The 17,558-nt window shown below is 39.5% G+C and carries 12 protein-coding genes; 6 read left to right on the top strand and 6 right to left on the bottom strand.

Translation table 11 applies throughout. The annotated features are described in order from the left end of the window. Positions 1-107 precede the first annotated feature (107 nt). Positions 108-611 (top strand): GAF domain-containing protein, encoded by a 504-nt coding sequence (locus HDE68_RS11625; RefSeq protein WP_183882063.1) that lies wholly within the window; start codon positions 108-110, stop codon positions 609-611. A gap of 9 nt (positions 612-620) precedes the next feature. Here HDE68_RS11625 and HDE68_RS11620 read toward each other — a convergent pair whose 3' ends face one another. After that, entirely contained in the window at positions 621-2,702 is a 2,082-nt protein-coding gene (locus HDE68_RS11620) for a S8/S53 family peptidase (protein WP_183882061.1), read from the bottom strand. A 65-nt stretch (positions 2,703-2,767) separates the two neighbouring features. On the opposite strand from HDE68_RS11620, the gene HDE68_RS11615 reads away from it, so the two are divergent. Beyond that, positions 2,768-3,232 carry a carboxypeptidase regulatory-like domain-containing protein gene (locus HDE68_RS11615; protein WP_183882059.1) on the top strand — a complete coding sequence of 155 codons (465 nt, stop codon included), beginning with the start codon at positions 2,768-2,770 and terminating at the stop codon, positions 3,230-3,232. Between the two features lie 572 nt (positions 3,233-3,804). Then, a complete protein-coding gene (locus tag HDE68_RS11610; RefSeq protein ID WP_183882057.1) occupies positions 3,805-4,221 on the top strand; it encodes a GNAT family N-acetyltransferase in 417 nt (138 codons plus the stop codon). 517 nt (positions 4,222-4,738) lie between these two features. Here the strand turns inward: HDE68_RS11610 and HDE68_RS11605 are convergent. Genes HDE68_RS11605 through HDE68_RS11590 form a run of 4 tightly spaced genes read right to left on the bottom strand, consistent with a single transcriptional unit; the run spans position 4,739 to position 11,148 of the window. Continuing rightward, entirely contained in the window at positions 4,739-5,590 is an 852-nt protein-coding gene (locus tag HDE68_RS11605) for an N-acetylglucosamine kinase (protein WP_183882054.1), read from the bottom strand. A gap of 17 nt (positions 5,591-5,607) precedes the next feature. Then, positions 5,608-6,921 (bottom strand): TolC family protein, encoded by a 1,314-nt coding sequence (locus HDE68_RS11600; RefSeq protein WP_183882052.1) that lies wholly within the window; start codon positions 6,919-6,921, stop codon positions 5,608-5,610. 16 nt (positions 6,922-6,937) lie between these two features. Next, on the bottom strand, positions 6,938-10,051 hold the full coding sequence (locus HDE68_RS11595; RefSeq protein WP_183882050.1) for an efflux RND transporter permease subunit: 3,114 nt from the start codon (positions 10,049-10,051) through the stop codon (positions 6,938-6,940). Between the two features lie 5 nt (positions 10,052-10,056). After that, positions 10,057-11,148, bottom strand: coding sequence for an efflux RND transporter periplasmic adaptor subunit (locus HDE68_RS11590; RefSeq protein ID WP_183882048.1), 1,092 nt, complete (start codon positions 11,146-11,148; stop codon positions 10,057-10,059). 145 nt (positions 11,149-11,293) lie between these two features. On the opposite strand from HDE68_RS11590, the gene HDE68_RS11585 reads away from it, so the two are divergent. Further along, entirely contained in the window at positions 11,294-13,081 is a 1,788-nt protein-coding gene (locus HDE68_RS11585; protein WP_183882046.1) for a M61 family metallopeptidase, read from the top strand. 80 nt (positions 13,082-13,161) lie between these two features. Here the strand turns inward: HDE68_RS11585 and HDE68_RS11580 are convergent, their stop codons facing one another. After that, positions 13,162-13,698, bottom strand: a complete 537-nt coding sequence (locus HDE68_RS11580; protein ID WP_260171752.1) for a porin family protein — start codon at positions 13,696-13,698, stop codon at positions 13,162-13,164. A gap of 343 nt (positions 13,699-14,041) precedes the next feature. On the opposite strand from HDE68_RS11580, the gene HDE68_RS11575 reads away from it, so the two are divergent. Both HDE68_RS11575 and HDE68_RS11570 read left to right on the top strand, forming a co-directional pair. Next, entirely contained in the window at positions 14,042-15,823 is a 1,782-nt protein-coding gene (locus HDE68_RS11575; RefSeq protein WP_183882044.1) for an AMP-dependent synthetase/ligase, read from the top strand. A gap of 253 nt (positions 15,824-16,076) precedes the next feature. After that, complete coding sequence (locus tag HDE68_RS11570) at positions 16,077-17,411, top strand: OmpA family protein (protein ID WP_183882041.1); 1,335 nt, start codon at positions 16,077-16,079, stop codon at positions 17,409-17,411. The last annotated feature ends 147 nt before the right edge of the window (positions 17,412-17,558 follow it).

The following is a 17,558-nucleotide window of genomic DNA, read 5'->3' as shown; positions in this document are numbered from 1 at the left end:
CGTTGTATTCCTGTTTGGTGTATGTTTTTTTTAATAAAAAATTTTAAAAGGGTATGGTAATTGTATAGGTTAGCGGGTATAAGTTATACAAGTAATAAAATAACAAATTGGAGAATACTTTTGGAAGGAATATAATTCCACAGAATGAAGAGGCGCGCTTAGAGAACTTAAAAAAGTATAATATTCTATATACCAAATCCGAACCTATTTTTGATCAGCTGGCTGCGGTTGCTGCAACGATGCTTAAGGTACCTTTGGCGATGATCAATTTCGTGGATAAGAATCATGTCTGGACTAAAGCAGACCAGCAGGGTGATTCTGGGAGTGAAGTTGAGCGGGGTACAAGTTTGTGTTCACTTGCGATTCTGAAAGGTGAAGCCACCGTATTTGAAAATGCATTGGCTGAGCCGTGTCTGATGTCCAATCCCCTGGTTGTAGGGGAATTTGGCCTTAGGTTTTATGCTGCAGTACCCATTACTACCCCCGAAGGTTTTAATATTGGTGCAGTTTGTATTGTTGATAAAAAGGTCCGCGAGTTTACTCCGCAAGATAAGGAGAAGCTGGAGTGGGTAGCAAAGCTGATACAAATCGAAATAGAAAAAAGAGTTTAAGCCCTTTTCTTATTTCGCGCAGACAAATTTCCTGGTATAGGAGTTCTGCCCGATTTTTATCACCATAAAATACAATCCGCTTGCATAGCCTGATAAATTGATCTGGCTATAGTATACCCCTTTGAAATCATTTTTCTTCTCTGTATAAAGTTTTTGTCCTGATATATTGATCAGCTCGATGCTCACATTATTATTATCGGCTACATTGAAGTTAACATTGATTTCATTTCGGGCTGGTACGGGATAAACTACCATGTTCAAATCATCTTTATTTACCTTATTGGATACAAAGCCGGCATCGGCATCTATTCCCGTAAGCAGGATAGAATATGCCTGTGCACCACGCTTGAGTGTCCCTTTGTGAGATACATTGAACCTATAGGTCTTTCCTGCAACCGGTTCATCAATTTTCACCTGTTCTACATTATCCCTTGTATTGTCCCCTTTGGTAGCTGGAGCTGATGGATTGGCCGGATTAAGTACCCATGGATAATAGGTTGTTGATTCCTGAACTGCTCTTAAATCAAGGTCATTCATTAATCTGGGGGCCGGATTGTTTAATGCATCTAAAGTACTTACAGGGGTTGCTTCCGGGTCAGTCCAGCAGATCGTTCCGGTTAGCGGTACTCCACCTTTCGCTTTAACTTCAATAAATTGCTGTTCACCCTGTGTGAGTATATTTTCGGCAATTTTACTTTTAAGCTGGTTATCCAGAATAGCCTGTGCGGCAGCCTCCATATTTAACAAGCCCCAGCCATAACTATAATCGGGGCCTGGTGCAGTGCCAGCTTCGGCTGCTGTACCTATAGCTACAGCCTTTAAGGTAGCAGAGCGCATATAACCGGCATTATTGCGGCTGTTATAAAGCTCTTGCAGAAGAATCAGTGACCCACTGACATTAGGTGTAGCCATAGAGGTTCCGGAAAGTGTTGTATATCGATCATCTCCGGCATTACTTGTAGAGGTTACTCTAATACCGTCAGCTACTAAATCGGGCTTAATCCTGCCGTCATCGGTTGGTCCCCAGCTGCTGAAAGTTGTAACCTGAATGCGGTCAGGTGTATAAGGGCCGTCCGCTAATGGGTTAATTGCACCAATGGTCAGAATATTTTTTGCGGTACCATAAGTTGCGATATTATCATATTTATCATTGTCACTCAGACCAGCAGGGCGTTTGCCAGCATCAGCCATCACTTTATCTGCATTAAATCTATAATAAGGAGCTCCTACGGCTGGTCCGTTAGAAGATCTGTTATTGCCTGCAGATTTCACCGGCAGATAATAGGGTGCGTTATAACATATTTTATCCCAATCAGAAGACTGTGAGTCATAATATCCAAATTTATAGTCTTCGGTTGCTCCCGGTGAGGCGTAGAATTCCCAGCGCTGAGGGTTAACATCTGTATTTAAAGACCAGCCTGCTACTACACCATAAGAATGATTTGAGATGAGCAGTCCGGCCGCATTTGCGGACATTTCGGGCGTGTCATTGTCAAAGTCAAATGAATAAAGTTTTGGCAGTCCAAAAGCCATACCTCTGGCAATAGGGTTTACCCCCGCGGCCATTATCGTTCCGGCTACATGCGTAGAATGTTCTGATGTGGTTGTGGTTTGATCTTTAATTTCAACTCTTCCTCCGGCAAACTCTACATGGCTTGTTAAAACTCCGTCTCCGTCCCATATGGCTATTTTCCCAACGGGAATACTGCTCCCACTGAGTGCGAGGCCTAAGCCACCTCCACTATATAATTTATTGGTTCTTGTGGTAGCAGCAGCCACTGTATTGTTATTAGTGACATAGTATACTGGTAAACCAGTATCATCGGTACGTTGTAATCTCATTACGGTTCCATCCGGAGCTTTTCTTGTGATGACCCATCCTTTTCTGGCCGCCTGAGAAAAAGCAGTGATTCTTTGCTGTTGGGCGATGTTTGCTAAGGAAACACTATTGCTGCGCAGGAATGTAGTATTGGTTACATTTGGCGTGACAATTCCCTGGGCCTGGATAGAAGAAACAGAAGAAAATGCTATACTTGTGCAAAGGAGTATGGATAATAGTCCACACTTTCGTAAATTGAGAGAATTAATCATAATGCACAAAGGATTGCATGAATTGCGTTTTGAGGTAACCAAATTTAACTTTAATACTTATACAGATGAAATTTTATTTAGCTATTTTTTGTTCAGTGATCACATTACTGGCTTTTTCTTGCGCTTCCAGAAATCCTGGCCAGGAAAAAAGTATCGTGGAAGGAATAAGTGGAAGGGTGTCGGTTCAGGAAGGGAACATGATGCCAGGGCCTGGTATAAAGCAGGGAAGCAGTAAGGGGGCGCAGCGTACCGTTTATATTTATGCAGTTACTACGGGTGCGCAGGCTGAGGGCAATGGCCCTTTGTATAAAGCTATTCATCAGCCATTGATTGCAAAGGTGAAAACTGATGGAAAGGGTTTTTTTCAGTGTAAAGTGCCTGCGGGAACGTATTCGGTGTTTACTGGTGAACAGGACGGTCAGTTTTTCGCAAGTTTGTCTAATGGAAAAGGGGAGTTGAATCCTGTGGAGGTTTCTGCAGGTAAGGTAAGTGTTTGTGATATTGTGGTGAATCATAAAGCAGTGTACTAAGGGGGCTTCGGGGGGTAAGTCTAGCTTCGCAAAAAAAACGATATACCATGTTCGGTGGGCATTGCCTTCGCTTGAAGGAGCTCGGAACGCTATACCCTCACATTGGTATATCGTTTTTTTTTCCAAACTCTCCAACTGGGGGGCGTCTATTGGTTGGCGTGTTACTGGGAGGGGTAAGTCTAGCTTCGCAAAAAAAACAACATACCATGTTCGGTGGGCATTGCCTTCGCTTGAAGGAGCTCGGAACGCTATACCCTCACATTGGTATATCGTTTTTTTTTCCAAACTCTCCAACTGGGGGGCGTCTATTGGTTGGCGTGTTAATAGGATGCGCTGATATGGATTGTTATATAGAAGCTTAAAAAGAGGTTAGATTATATGATGAGGAAGAAAGATAGGAAGGCGGTTAGGTTCTATAAAAGGAAGAGATTTTAGTTAGTTAGTTAGTTAGTTAGTTAGTTAGTTAGTTAGTTAGTTAGTTAGTTTTCTGAATTGAGACAGGTGGGGTTTAGATTATTTGATAAGATGATTAATAGTAGGGATAATGAGGGGAAATTGCAGTTTATTTATAAATGGGAATAATAATAAAGGAAATAGATGCTTCTAAAACGTGGGATTTACGGCACAGGGTGATGTGGCCGGATAAGCCTGTTGAGTATGTGAAGTTGGAAGAAGATAAAGATGGGCTACATTTTGGGCTTTTTGAGGATGGGCAGTTAAGGTCAATAGTGTCCCTTTTTGTTTTTGGACAGGAGGCCCAGTTCAGGAAGTTTGCTACGGATAATCTTATGCAGGGGCGGGGATATGGATCAAAATTACTAGAGCATTTAATGGGGGTAGTACAGCAGCAAAATATTGCCAGGGTCTGGTGTAATGCAAGGTTGGATAAAGTACCGTTTTATAAGAAATTCGGAATGGTTGAGGTTGGCGAAGAATTTATTAAAGGGGGAATCAATTATGTGAAGATGCAAAGAGCAATCTTTACATGAAGTGCTTTAATCAATTAATCTAACGCAATTATAAGATAATAGCACCTTTGGGAGGTAGCTTTAATGCGCATGACCTTATGGTGTGTCGATCAGTTTTATCAAACGTGTGGCCAATTCAGAACGCACTGAGTTTAGAATTGAACTGAACATATTACCGTTTGCCTGAGCTCACTAGTCTAACTGCCGGTATCGTGCATATTCTGTTATAGAGATATTATCAATATTAAGTTTATGAGCATTCTTAATGTTGTCTGTTCGGGAGATGGGGTAACTATGAAGCATTAAATTCGGGTTGCCAGATCATAAACGAATATGAATACTCGCATCAGCAATCTATATTAACAATTCTCAAAGTCACATCATGTTAACACGCCAGCCCACAGGTGAACGCCAATTGGAGAGTTTTGAAAAAAAAACAATATACCAATGTGAGGGTATAGCGTTCCGAGCTCCTTCAAGCGAAGGCAATGCCCACCGAACATGGTATCTTGTTTTTTTTGCGAAGCTAGACTTACCCCTAGAGAATCCCTTCTTTTTTCAGAATATAATTATATATCCCTTCAATCGGCTTCTGCATAATCCTGCCAATCTTCAATCCGTTCAACTCACACACCTGTTTCAGCGTATCCTGATAATAATAGGCAACAGATCCTACAAAGTGACAATCAAGCGTCTTATAATCCTTAAAATTCTTAATATTTACATCAATAAATTCCTGGAAGCCATCAATCAGTATTTGATTAATAAAAGGATGTTCCCGGTTCGTATACATAAACCTGCTAAATCCCGCTAAATAAGTATTTGGAAAAGGTTTTTGATAAACATTAGTAATAATAGTTTCCTTATCCGTATTAAACTCCTTTTCAAATAGGGTGCGTAAATCTTCAGGCATCTGTTTATAAAGATAAGAAGTAACCATTTTCTTTCCGAAAGTAGTACCTGACCCCTCATCGCCCAGAATATAACCTAAGCCATAATTACTGTCATAGGTCGATACCCCATCAAAATAAGAAACATTAGATCCTGTACCAAGGATACAGATTAATCCCTTCTCATCACCACAGGTTGCGTAAGCACAACCAATTAAATCATTCTCAACACTGATAAAAGCTTTGGTAAAATACAGAGATAAGCCATTAGAGATGACCTCATGTTTATCAGGAGTAGAGCATCCGGAGCCATAAAAATAAATTTCCCTGACATCCTCAGCAAACTCCTCCGTTACCTTCATTTTAGAAAATATCTTGAAGATATCCTGCGCATTTAAAAAATACGGATTGATGCCCTGCGTGCTAAAACTAATTGTTTTGCCATCTTTATATCCAAGCCAGTCTGTCTTTGAAGACCCGCTATCTGCTACTAGTATCATAAACGAAAGTAATAATCTTATTTAACATTTAAAGTACCACTAATCTCTTTTAAATTAATTTCTGTTAGTTTAGCCTGATATTGTGCATCCAGAAAGCGAATAATGGCATTTATAGAATTTCTTTGTGCCTCACGCAATTCCAGCGGACTGATACTGCCAAGGCGATATTTTTCAAATGTAATATCAAGGTTTTGTTTTGCCAGATCTACATTCCCGGTTTCCACTTTAAGCAGATCCAGGTTGGTCACGTAATTTTGATAAGTAGTGTTTAGCAATGCACTGACATCCTGTTTCGTCTTGTCAAGACTTAACTCCGAAGAATTGAGCTGCACTTTTGCATTACGCTCATTCTGTCTTTGCAAAAAACCATTGAAAATATTCAGACTCGCCGTTAACCCGTAAGTAAGACCATTAGCCCTGAATTTTTGGTTAAATCCTGTTGGACTGGTACTTCTTGAAAACTCATAGCCACTATTTAAGGCAACCGTAGGATAACGTTGTCCTTTAACCTGTTTTAAACTCAGTTCGGCAATCTTCTTATTGATAAAGGCATTTTGTAAAGCGGGGTTCAAACGCTGCATAGACAATTCCAGATCTGCTAATTTCAGATCATTCTCCATATTGAGTTTCTCATTCACAGCAAATACAATATTCAGATCTCTTGCCATTAATTGGTTCAGCGTTATCCTGGAAGTATTCAGAATGTTCTTCTGTTGCAGAAATAAAGTAGTGTCTGTATTGTAATCTACTTTCGCACTCAGCACATCCAGTCTGGAACCGCGGCCAATTTTTAATTTATTATCTGCAATAGATACCCTTAACCTGGAGATTTTCAGCGCACTGTCTGTTGCCAGTACGAGTTGCTGCTGTCTGACCAGTGCATAATAGGCCGATACAACATCAGACACTGTATTCAATATCGTTAGTTTACCATTAACCTCGCCTTGTTTTTGTAGCTCCTTTAGTTTATCATAATTAGCAAACATCTGAAACCCATCAAAAATAGTCCAGTCCAGGGCCACTCCATAGTTTAAACTGGTACTGCGCGCACCAGTCGTTTTTTTCTCCGGACCCGTTGCCGGGCTCTGTACCGTATTCTGCCTGCTGCCCCCATTGCTGAAAGTTCCTGCAAGCCCAGGCAGCATTCCTGCGTTTCCTGCATTCAGGTTGTTTTTGGCAATTTGTATTTCATTATTGACCAGCCTGATATCATAGTTGTTCTTTAATGCAGTACTGATCGCGTCCTCCAGGCTGAGCGTATCCTGAGCTATTAACCTTGGTGTACAGCAGGTAATCAGGAATGCTAAGAAATAAAAGAAATGCTTGTTCATTTGTCTGTATAATTATTTAGGCCGAAGGATTTTTTTCTTCAGCCAATGCTGCTTTTAAGGACTCTTGTAAATCAGTATTTGTTTTGTGCTCTTTAGACCAGTAAGAATAAATTGAAGGAATAACGAACAGGGTAAGGACTAATGAGAAAGTGGTTCCGCCGACAATGACAACACCCATACCCATACGGCTTTTTGCTGCAGCACCCAGTGCCATAGCAATTGGTAAAGCACCAATGGCAATAGCCAGACTGGTCATCAGGATGGGTCTCAAACGTGAAACTGAAGCTTCTCTGATCGCATCATGTACGCTCTTACCATCCTCTTTAAGCTGGTTAGCAAATTCTACAATCAGAATACCATTTTTGGTAACCAGACCGATCAGCATGATTGTACCAATCTGACTGAAAATGTTCCAGCTTTGTCCAAATAGCCATAACGATAAAAAGGCACCTGCTACTGCCATAGGTACAGTCATAATGATAATAACAGGATCTTTGAAACTCTCAAACTGTGCCGATAGAATCAGGTATACCAATAATAAAGCCAGCCCGAAAGCAAACATGGTATTCGAAGAGCTTTCCTGGAAATCTCTGGACTCACCACTCAGGTCTGTAGAAAATGTCTCATCTAAAATTTTGTCCCTGATTTTGTCCATTGCCGCTATACCATCACCTATACTTTTTCCGGGAGCCAGACCAGCAGAAATTGTCGCTGCAGTAAAACGATTATTTCTATACAACTGCGGAGGACTGCTTTCTTCTTTTGCACTTACCAGGTTGTCAATTTGTATCAGCTCTCCTTTATCACTTCTTACATACACAGAACTCAGATCCAGAGGATCTTTACGGTTACCGCGATCGAATTGTCCAATCACCTGATATTGCTTACCATTCATAAAGAAATAGGAGAAACGCTGACCACTTAGCCCAAGCTGTAAAGTTTGCGCAATGGCGGAGACCGATACACCAAGGTTCCGGGCTTTGTCCCTGTCTATAGTCAGATTGATTTCTGGTTTATTAAATTTCAGGTTGACATCCGAAACAGTGAATGTTGGATCTTTACTTACCTCGTCCATAAACTGAGGTACTTTTTCTCTGAGCTTTTCAAAATTCTGTGCCTGGATAATATAGCTGATCGGTAAGCCGCCACGACGGCCAACTGATATCGTTGGCTGCTGGGTAACCAATACTTTTCCTTCGGTATATTTTTTTGTAATCCGCGTAAGCTGAGCGGCTATCTCTTCCTGTGAACGGCCACGCAATTCGGGATCAATAAGCCCTATTCTGACAAAACCACTGTTTACAGCCCCTGTTCCACCAAATCCCGGAGAAGTAACGGTGATGTTTACATTCTTTTCGGGAATAGAATCCTCGACCATTTTGGCTATTTTCATCATGAACTTATCCGTGTAATCATAAGATGCACCCTCGGGAGTTGTGATGCTCATATTGATTGCACTTCTATCATCATAAGGCGCAGTTTCTTTAGGAAGGATCTTCCAGAACAAGACAATCAGACCAAGACAGGCTACTATAATAGGGATCGCCAGCCATCTTTTGTTCAGAAACTTATTGAGGTTTTCGGCATAATTATCATTCAGTCTGACAAAATAAGGTTCAGACCATTCATAAAACCTCGATTTTTTGTGACCTGTCTTTTTCATCAGGTAAGCATTTAACATCGGGGTTAAAGTAAGCGATACAAAAGCCGAAATTAATACTGCCGCACCAATTACAATTCCAAATTCCCTGAATAGCCGGCCCACAAATCCCTGCAGGAATACTACAGGTAAAAATACTGCTGCCAGTGTAACCGAAATGGAAATAACAGCAAAGAAAATTTCATTGGAACCTTTAATTGCAGCTTCAAAAGGAGAATAGCCTTCCTCTACTTTCTTGAAAATATTCTCTGTTACCACAATTCCATCATCCACTACCAGGCCTGTTGCCAGTACTATAGCCAGTAAACTCAGTACATTGATGGAAAAGCCAAAAATATACATGATAAAGAAAGTGAAAACCAGCGATACAGGGATATCTATTAAAGGTCTTACGGCAATGGCCCAATCCCTGAAAAACAAGTAGATAATCAGAATAACCAGCACCAGCGAAAGGATAATCGTTTCTGCAACTTCTGTTACTGAGTTTTTGATAAACCTGGTATTATCCAGAGAAACATTCAGTTTGATATCTTTAGGGACATCATCTTTCAGCCTCGCAAAACGCTTTTCAAATTCTGTTGAAATATCCATGTAATTTGCTCCCGGTTGCGGAATAAGAGCTACTGCAACCATGGGTTTACCTGAGTCCCTTAAAATAGTTTCTTCATTTTCAGGACCAAGTTCTGCATAACCAACGTCTTTCAATTGAATAACATTATTGCCGTCATTTCTAATAATCAGATCGTTGAACTGTTTTTCATTCGTTAACTTACCTAATGTTTTTACAGTTAATTCTGTACTCGAACCTGTAATTTTTCCAGAAGGAAGTTCTACGTTTTCATTATCAAGAGCGGTGACAATATCCTGCGAAGTCAGGCCTAAGGCAGCCAGTTTATTCGGATCAATACGAATCCGCATAGCATATTTCTTCTGCCCCTGAATCTGCACACTGCTCACGCCTGGTATAGTTTGTATACGCTCGGCAATTACATTCTCTGCATAGTCACTTAGCTCCAGCTGATTTCTTTTATCACTCTGGATAGTCATGGTTATGATCGCATCCGAATTGGCATCGGCCTTGCTCACTACCGGGTTCCCGTCAATATCTTTAGGCAAATTACGCGTGGCCTGTGAAACTTTATCACGGACATCATTCGCTGCTTCCTCAATATTTTTACCCAGGTTAAATTCTATGGTAATTGTACTGCTTCCCTGGTTACTGGAAGAAGACATGTTTCTGATCCCGTCAATCCCGTTAATGGATTTTTCCAGGGGTTCGGTAATCTGTGACTCGATAATATCCGAGTTGGCACCAGGATAGGAGGTACGCACAGAAACTACCGTAGGGTCAATATTCGGGAACTCTCTTACACCCAGAAAATTGTACCCGATAACCCCGAAAAGGAGGATCATCAGATTCATTACAATTGCCAGAACGGGTCTTTTTATACTCGTGGTGGATATACTCATTTCGGTTAGTTTTTAACTACTGATACTTTTACAGGGGCCTCATTCTTTAAAGCAAGCGCTCCTGTTGTTAAAACTGTGTCACCGATTTTTAGTCCGGAGGTAATTAATATGTTGTCATCTGTGCGTGTGCCGGATTGTACTTCAACCTGCCTGGCTTTACCGTTTTTGCTAATAAATACAGTTTTACCTCTCAATACAGGAATTACAGCCTGGTTAGGGATTAGTATCGCATTTTCAACCTTATCAAGTGTAAGGGACACTTTCGCAAAAGAGCCGGGACGTAATTCATTATTCTCGTTTGATGCCAGTGCTTTTACCTGTAAGGTTCTGGTTTGTGCATTGATTCCAGGTTCCAGTGCAAAAACTTTTCCTGTATAAAGTTGCGCAGAACCATCTGTGCGGAAGGTGATGGTCGCGTTTACTTTGATCTGGCCCATGTATTTTTCAGGAACAGAAAAGTTGATCTTTACAGGGTTTGTACTGAGCAGGTTTGCAATGATTTTAGTCGGTGTAATATATTCACCGGCAGAAATTGAACGTAAACCTATTTTTCCGCTGAAAGGTGCGAGAATAGAAGTTTTAGCAAGTTGTGCACTGATTAACTGTGTTTGCGCTTTTAATGATTTTAAATCGGCAAGTGCTGTATCATACTCTTCCTGGCTGATTGCCCCTTTTTGTAAAAGTTGTTTTGCCCGGTTTTCATTCGCAGCGGACAAATTTTGTTTAGTGATGGCCTGCTGTAATTGTGCCTGAATATCACGGTCATTAATTTTGACCAGTAAACTGCCTTTACTTACATTACTGCCTTCTTTAAAATAAATACCAGTGACTAAACCAGGGACCTCGCTTTGTAAAGCAACGGACTCATTGGCTTCTATAGTTCCGGTAACGTCCAGTTTATTGGCAAAAGAGGTAGTCTGTACCACTATGCCGTTAACCAGCATATGTTGTGATTTTCCACCTTTAGCACTTCCTGAACCTTTGGCACCAGCACCCATTCCAGAGCTTTCAAGTTTCTTGTTAGTAGATATCCTGTGATAAATGAGGTAAGCGATCCCCAGGAAAATAACGGGGTAAATGACGTATTTCAGTTTCATAATGGGTTCTTGGAGCGACTAATTATACAAAAATATTTAAATATGTGCGCCAGCCATGCTTGTATTAAGTATGTTACAGCTAATTTCCGATTAAAACTTATAACAAATGTGATAAATTCTAAATTTGCGCAAAAAGAATTATAATATGCTGTTGAAACAAATAGGATTAGGGTTATTAATTTTACTGGCGCCTGCCCTGGCTGCTAAAGCACAAATTAAAGTTAATTATGAAGTAAGTTTCAGAGAACCACAAGCGCATTATACAGATGTTAAAATGCATATCGGTGGTCTGAATAAAGAATATGTAGACGTTAAAATGCCTGTATGGGCTCCCGGATCTTATCTGATCAGAGAGTTTTCAAGGAATGTGGAAGGCTTTGCAGCTACATCGGGTAAAAAACTGCTTAAAACAGAAAAGCTTAAAAAAAATACCTGGAGAGTCTATACCAGTAATTCTAATTCAATTGATATCAACTACAGTGTTTATGCTTTTGAAATATCAGTGCGTACCCCTTTTATAGATGCTACCCATGCATTTTTATCGCCAACTGCGATTTTTATGTACCCTGATAATCAACTTGCTTTATCGAGCACGGTTAAAGTTATTCCTTTTGAAGGATGGACTAAGGTTTCTACAGGACTGGAGCCCGTAGCTGGTCAGAAATTTACCTATACGGCAAAAAATTATGATATTTTATTTGATAGCCCGATAGAAGTTGGTAATCAGGAAGTATTTGAATTTACAGCTGCGGGTGTAAAACATGAAGTGGCAATGTATGGCGGAGGAAACTATAATGTGGAACGTTTAAAAACTGATATGGCTAAGGTTGTAGAGCAGGCAACTGCAATCTACGGCGAGAACCCAAACAAACATTATACGTTTATTGTCCATAATTTCCTGAGAGGCGGTGGTGGTCTGGAGCATTTAAATTCTACAGTATTAGGTGCTTCCAGAGATGCTTATGCCACAGAAAAGGGACATAAAGATTTCCTTGGCCTGGTAGCACATGAGTATCACCATTTATGGAATGTGAAAAGACTGCGTCCCGTAGCTCTGGGGCCTTTTGATTATGAAAATGAAAATTATACGACAGATTTATGGATTGCTGAAGGATTTACAGCATACTATGAAAATAAACTGCTGCTGCGTGCAGGACTGATTAGTCCGGAAGAATTTATCGGAAACCTGACCAGGGCAACATCCGATGTTATCAATTCACGTGGTGGTTATGTGCAGTCGGCAGCGATGTCAAGTTTTGATGCATGGATCAAATACTACCGTCCGGATGAAAATTCAAAGAACAGTGGTATCTCTTATTACAGCAAAGGCGAAATTGTAGGAATGCTTATGGATCTTGAAATTGCAAAGGCAACAAAAGGTAAAGCGAGTCTTGACAATGTAATGAAGGCGATGTATGAACAATGCAAAATTAAAGGCAGAGGATATACAGATGCTGAATTTAAAGCTATGGTGGAAAAAATCAGTGGAATCAGTTTTACAGATTTCTGGGCTAAATATGTGAATGGTACTGAGACGATTGAGTATGAAAAGTATCTGGGTTATGCAGGGATCAAGGTAAAAGATATGGCACAAAAAGATGCTTATCTTGGTATTGCAACCAGGGTAACTGAAGGTCATATCCTGATTACTGCAGTTTCCCGTAATTCTGCAGCGTGGGTTGATGGATTAAATGTGAATGACGAATTGATCGGTGTTGACGGCACTTATGCAGAGCCGGCTATTGATAAAATGTCTGTGATGAAACAAAAGAAAGTTGGAGATATAGTAACTTTTCAGATTAGAAGAGATGGTCTGCCAAAAGAGATTAAAGTTACACTGAAAGAAAGTCCTAATGTTCAGCTGGTCTCTTCAATGGATCCGGAAGGAACGGAAATTGATAAGGCAGTTTTTAAGCGCTGGACAGGAATATAGATTCATTTATTTTTATACAAGAAAGGCGTATGGACTAAAATCCATACGCCTTTCTTGTATAAATACGTTTTATCTGATGCCTAGAAAGTGAAGCGCAGAGATATCCCCACGCCAGAAGCATCGAAATTAGTATCAGGAGCTAATTGAATAGCTGGTTTCCAGTCTAAAGAAACGTTGATAGGTGCGTCTGCAAACTTGTAGTCCAAACCTAAAACACCATCAACTGAAAGGTACAGATCGCTTGAATTATATGGTTTGTATTTTACAGTACCAATACTACCACCACCACCATAGTACCAGTTAAGGCCACGCGCACCGTTAACAGGCTGATAAACTTCATATAAAGCTGTTGCGCGGAAATAGTTGTAGTTATTATTAGACCTGAAATTTGCAATAATGTCCAGCATCTTATTTTCACCTAAAGATGTTTTGAAAGTCACGCCGTTAGCAGCACCAAAACGACCACCAATGGCATTTTTGTAGCTCTGAGCTTGAGAAGAAGATTGGATCGCAAACGTTGCGATTACAGTAAGGCAAAGTATTGTAAATACTTTTTTCATATGAGTTATATAATGTTTAAATGTAAAAATGAGCTTATCAATTATTATGCCGCGCATTCTTTTTGCTCGAAATTACTTCTGGCTGAGTAGGGTGTGAGTCCACGTATTTGCAGAAAATAGGTGGACCCAACGTGAACCGTTTATAGAAGTGATATGGATTGACATACAGTAGTAACAGGACAGCCTGTTATCCAGGATCATATTAAATTTGTTTCCAGCAGGATGATTTTATGTATTTATAAAGATTACGGGAATAAAACATACCGAAATTAAAATTGGTTTTATTACAATAATTAATTTGTTAGATTTGGGAATAACAATGTAATCCGGAACTAATTTCGTTCTTCGAACCTTGTCAGGTTCATCTGTATAAAATATTTAAACTGATAAAATCAATATTATGCCTGTAACTGTAACAAGAGTATTTGATTTACTTAAATACAACTTAGAGAAATTCCCAAAAGACGAGTTTATTAGTGGAAAGAGTAATGGGGTATGGAAAAAATATAGCACTCAGCAATTTTCTGAGACAGCAGATAACCTGAGCAAAGGTTTACTTCAGCTCGGAATGGTTAAAGGAGACAGGATTGCCGTCATGTCGCATAACAGGCCTGAATGGAATATTGCTGATTTTGCGGTAAATCAGTTTGGTGGTTACCATGTACCGCTATATCCGACATTGGCAGAACATGATATTAAATTTATTCTGGAAAATGCAGAAGTAAGTATATTCTTTGTTGAAGATGAAGAGTTGTTCAGAAAAATAAAACCTATAGGTGAAGCCGTTAATCCAAAATTGAAAATTTACACCTTTAATGAAGTAACGGGAGCAAATCACTGGATGGAACTTGTTGATGCAGGAGCAAAAAGCGAAGGCATAGACCTGGAAACTTATCGTGCTGCTGTGACACCTGATGATGTGTTAACCTTAATTTATACATCGGGTACAACCGGAACTCCTAAAGGAGTAATGCTTACGCATAATAATCTGGTTCAGAATTTTATTAATTCTTCTGTAGTTGTACCGCCTGGACTGGACAAGGGCCTTAGTTTCCTGCCCCTGTCACATATTTTTGAAAGAATGATTATTTATCTCTATCTGTATATGGGGGTGTCTGTTTATTATGCGGAGAGTATAGACACTATTGTTGCAGATATTCAATTTGTTAAACCAAATGTTTTCTCTACAGTTCCAAGACTGCTTGAAAAGGTTTATGACAAGATCATGGAAAAAGGGAAGGCTCTTACTGGTATTAAAAGAGGCATTTTCTTTTGGTCTGTAGCACTTGCAGAGCAATTTGATATGAAAAGCGGGTGGTTTTATAACCTGAAGCTGGGTATTGCAAGAAAACTGGTGTTTAAAAAATGGCAGGAAGCCCTGGGTGGAAATATTGTCGTAGTTGTTTCCGGAGGTGCAGCATTAAACCCCCGTCTGGCACGTATTTTCTGGGCAGCGGGTATGCCGGTTTTTGAAGGATATGGATTGACAGAGACTTCACCAGTGATTACTGTTAACCATTTTGATCATGCGATGTTCGGCACTGTTGGTGTTGTGATTGATGGCGTAGAAGTCAAAATTGCTGCGGACGGAGAAGTGCTCACCAGGGGGCACAATGTAATGAAAGGATATTATAAGAGAGAAGACCTGACTGCAGAAGCAATTGATAAGGATGGCTGGTTCCATACCGAGGATATAGGAGAACTGGTGAATGGCAGGTTTCTGAAAATTACAGATCGTAAAAAGGAAATTTTCAAAACCGCAGGAGGTAAATATGTTGCACCGCAGATGCTTGAAAATAAGTATAAAGAGTCTGTATTGATCGATCATATTATGGTACTTGGCGAAAACCGTAAATTTCCTTCTGCTTTAATAGTCCCTAATTTTGAAGCATTGAAATCGTGGTGTACGAAAAAAGGTATCAGTTACACTACTGACGAAGAAATGGTTCAAAACCCTCAGGTGCTGGAGAAATATAACCAGGAGATCGCCAATGGGTCTAAAGAATTTGGTAAATGGGAACAGGTGAAGCGATTTGTATTGTTAACTAAGCCATGGAGTATAGAAGGAGGTGAGTTTACGCCTAAGTTAAGTTTAAAAAGAAAAATTATTCTGGAGAAAAATAAAGATCTGATTGAGAAAATGTATAAAGAGGCAGAAGATTATAAACCTGAAAAAAATTAATTAATTGTATTTATATGGTAATATATAATCTCCAGAGGTGAAAATTATTTGTCATGTTTCTTTATAATCCATACCTTGGCGCCATTATAAAGCTTTCTGTTCATTTAAAACGGCAGATTTTGCTTCATTAAACATACAGTTTATGGAGGAAAACCTGCCTCGAAAGTGCTTAGAGCGATATAAATTAATTTGGTATAGATATTGCTTAAGTATCAAAAAAAATACCAGAACTATTTTTTATTAAACTCATATTATGAAACAAAAATTATTTAAAAGTTTGCCGGTAGCATTAGCTGCCCTTTTCATTGGTGGTGCTGCACAGGCACAAGAGCAACCAGTTTCTAATGCTGCTCAGCAGTTCAGTACCTGGTCTATCGGTGTAAATGCTGGTGTTTTAACTCCAACTTCTCCACTGGGTGGTCACAATGATTTCTCTAAGAACAGTTCTAACTTAGGATATGGTCTTTACATTAAAAAACAATTTACTCCATATTTCTCTTTGAAATTAGACGGAATCAGAGGTAAATTAAAAGGCGATAACTCTAAATCATTTAATGATGGTAAAGGAGCTGCTATTGTTGGTGGAAATACTGCATTCGAAACTCAGTTAAACTATGCTGCTTCATTAAGCGCTGAAGTAAATATGTTCAATATTGACATGTTCAGAAAACAAGATGCATTACAGTTATTCGTAACAGGTGGTGCTGGTTTAGCTGGTTATAAACCAAAAGTTACTAACGCTTCTGGAACTAGTGAATATCCAAAAGATGTTAAAGAATTAATCATTCCTGTAGGATTAGGTGCAAGATTCAAAGTTTCTGAAAAAGTTAACTTTAACTTAGGATGGTCTGTTTATTTTGTTGATGGCGATAACTTAGACGGAACTCGTCGTGGTCCTCGTCATAGCGATAAATTTAACTATGCTAGTGCTGGTTTAGAGTTTGCATTGGGTAAAGGAAAACAATTAGCTTTCCACAATCCGGTAGCTGCTACTTATGACGAAGCTCTTCAGGCTAAAAACCTTGCAAATTCTTTGAAAAGCGATTTAGATGCTCAGAAATCTGAAAATGCTAAATTAAGAACTGAAATGAGCGATTTATTGAGAGATACTGACGGTGACGGTGTTGCTGATAAATTGGATAAATGCCCTAACACTCCATCTGGAACTGTTGTTGATGGTGCTGGTTGTCCATTAGTTACTCCTGCTCCGGTTGTTACTGAAAAAGTAATCATTACTGAAGCAGATCGTAAAGTTGTTAAACAAGCGATTAAAGACTTAGAATTTGATTTAGCTAAAGCTACTATCAGAGCTAAATCATATCCTTCATTAAACCGTGTTGCTAACTTATTAGTAACTAAAAACTTTAGCTTGAAATTAGCTGGTCACACAGATAACACAGGTTCAGCAGATTTGAACATGAGATTATCTAAAGACAGAGCTGAGTCAGTTAAAGCTTACTTAGTTTCTCAAGGTGCTAATGCATCTAGAATCGAAGCTACTGGTTACGGTAAAAACCAACCAATTGCAACTAACAAAACTGCAGCTGGTCGTCAGAAAAACAGAAGAGTAGAATTTACTTTATACTAGTCTGAAACCAATATTTGAGAAGCCGCCAGGGTCAAACCTGGCGGCTTTTTTTGTGCTCTTTTTTTTTACCGGTATGTGATTGTTTTTTAGCGGTTATAAAGCGATCATGATTTTGATATTCATTTCGTTACGGGAATTGAAAAATCA

Origin of the sequence: Pedobacter cryoconitis, assembly GCF_014200605.1 — a bacterium.
GTDB lineage: Bacteria > Bacteroidota > Bacteroidia > Sphingobacteriales > Sphingobacteriaceae > Pedobacter > Pedobacter cryoconitis_B.
Note: the sequence above shows the minus strand (reverse complement) of the source record. Positions and strands in the feature narration are given on the sequence as shown.

What these genes read in the sequence shown, in the direction of transcription:
- HDE68_RS11585 (WP_183882046.1), top strand. Translation starts at nt 11,294, where the DNA reads ATGCTGTTGAAACAAATAGGATTAGGGTTATTAATTTTACTGGCGCCT.
- HDE68_RS11590 (WP_183882048.1), bottom strand. Translation starts at nt 11,148, where the DNA reads ATGAAACTGAAATACGTCATTTACCCCGTTATTTTCCTGGGGATCGCT.
- HDE68_RS11600 (WP_183882052.1), bottom strand. Translation starts at nt 6,921, where the DNA reads ATGAACAAGCATTTCTTTTATTTCTTAGCATTCCTGATTACCTGCTGT.
- HDE68_RS11605 (WP_183882054.1), bottom strand. Translation starts at nt 5,590, where the DNA reads ATGATACTAGTAGCAGATAGCGGGTCTTCAAAGACAGACTGGCTTGGA.
- HDE68_RS11610 (WP_183882057.1), top strand. Translation starts at nt 3,805, where the DNA reads ATGGGAATAATAATAAAGGAAATAGATGCTTCTAAAACGTGGGATTTA.
- HDE68_RS11575 (WP_183882044.1), top strand. Translation starts at nt 14,042, where the DNA reads ATGCCTGTAACTGTAACAAGAGTATTTGATTTACTTAAATACAACTTA.
- HDE68_RS11615 (WP_183882059.1), top strand. Translation starts at nt 2,768, where the DNA reads ATGAAATTTTATTTAGCTATTTTTTGTTCAGTGATCACATTACTGGCT.
- HDE68_RS11580 (WP_260171752.1), bottom strand. Translation starts at nt 13,698, where the DNA reads ATGCGCGGCATAATAATTGATAAGCTCATTTTTACATTTAAACATTAT.
- HDE68_RS11620 (WP_183882061.1), bottom strand. Translation starts at nt 2,702, where the DNA reads ATGATTAATTCTCTCAATTTACGAAAGTGTGGACTATTATCCATACTC.
- HDE68_RS11570 (WP_183882041.1), top strand. Translation starts at nt 16,077, where the DNA reads ATGAAACAAAAATTATTTAAAAGTTTGCCGGTAGCATTAGCTGCCCTT.
- HDE68_RS11595 (WP_183882050.1), bottom strand. Translation starts at nt 10,051, where the DNA reads ATGAGTATATCCACCACGAGTATAAAAAGACCCGTTCTGGCAATTGTA.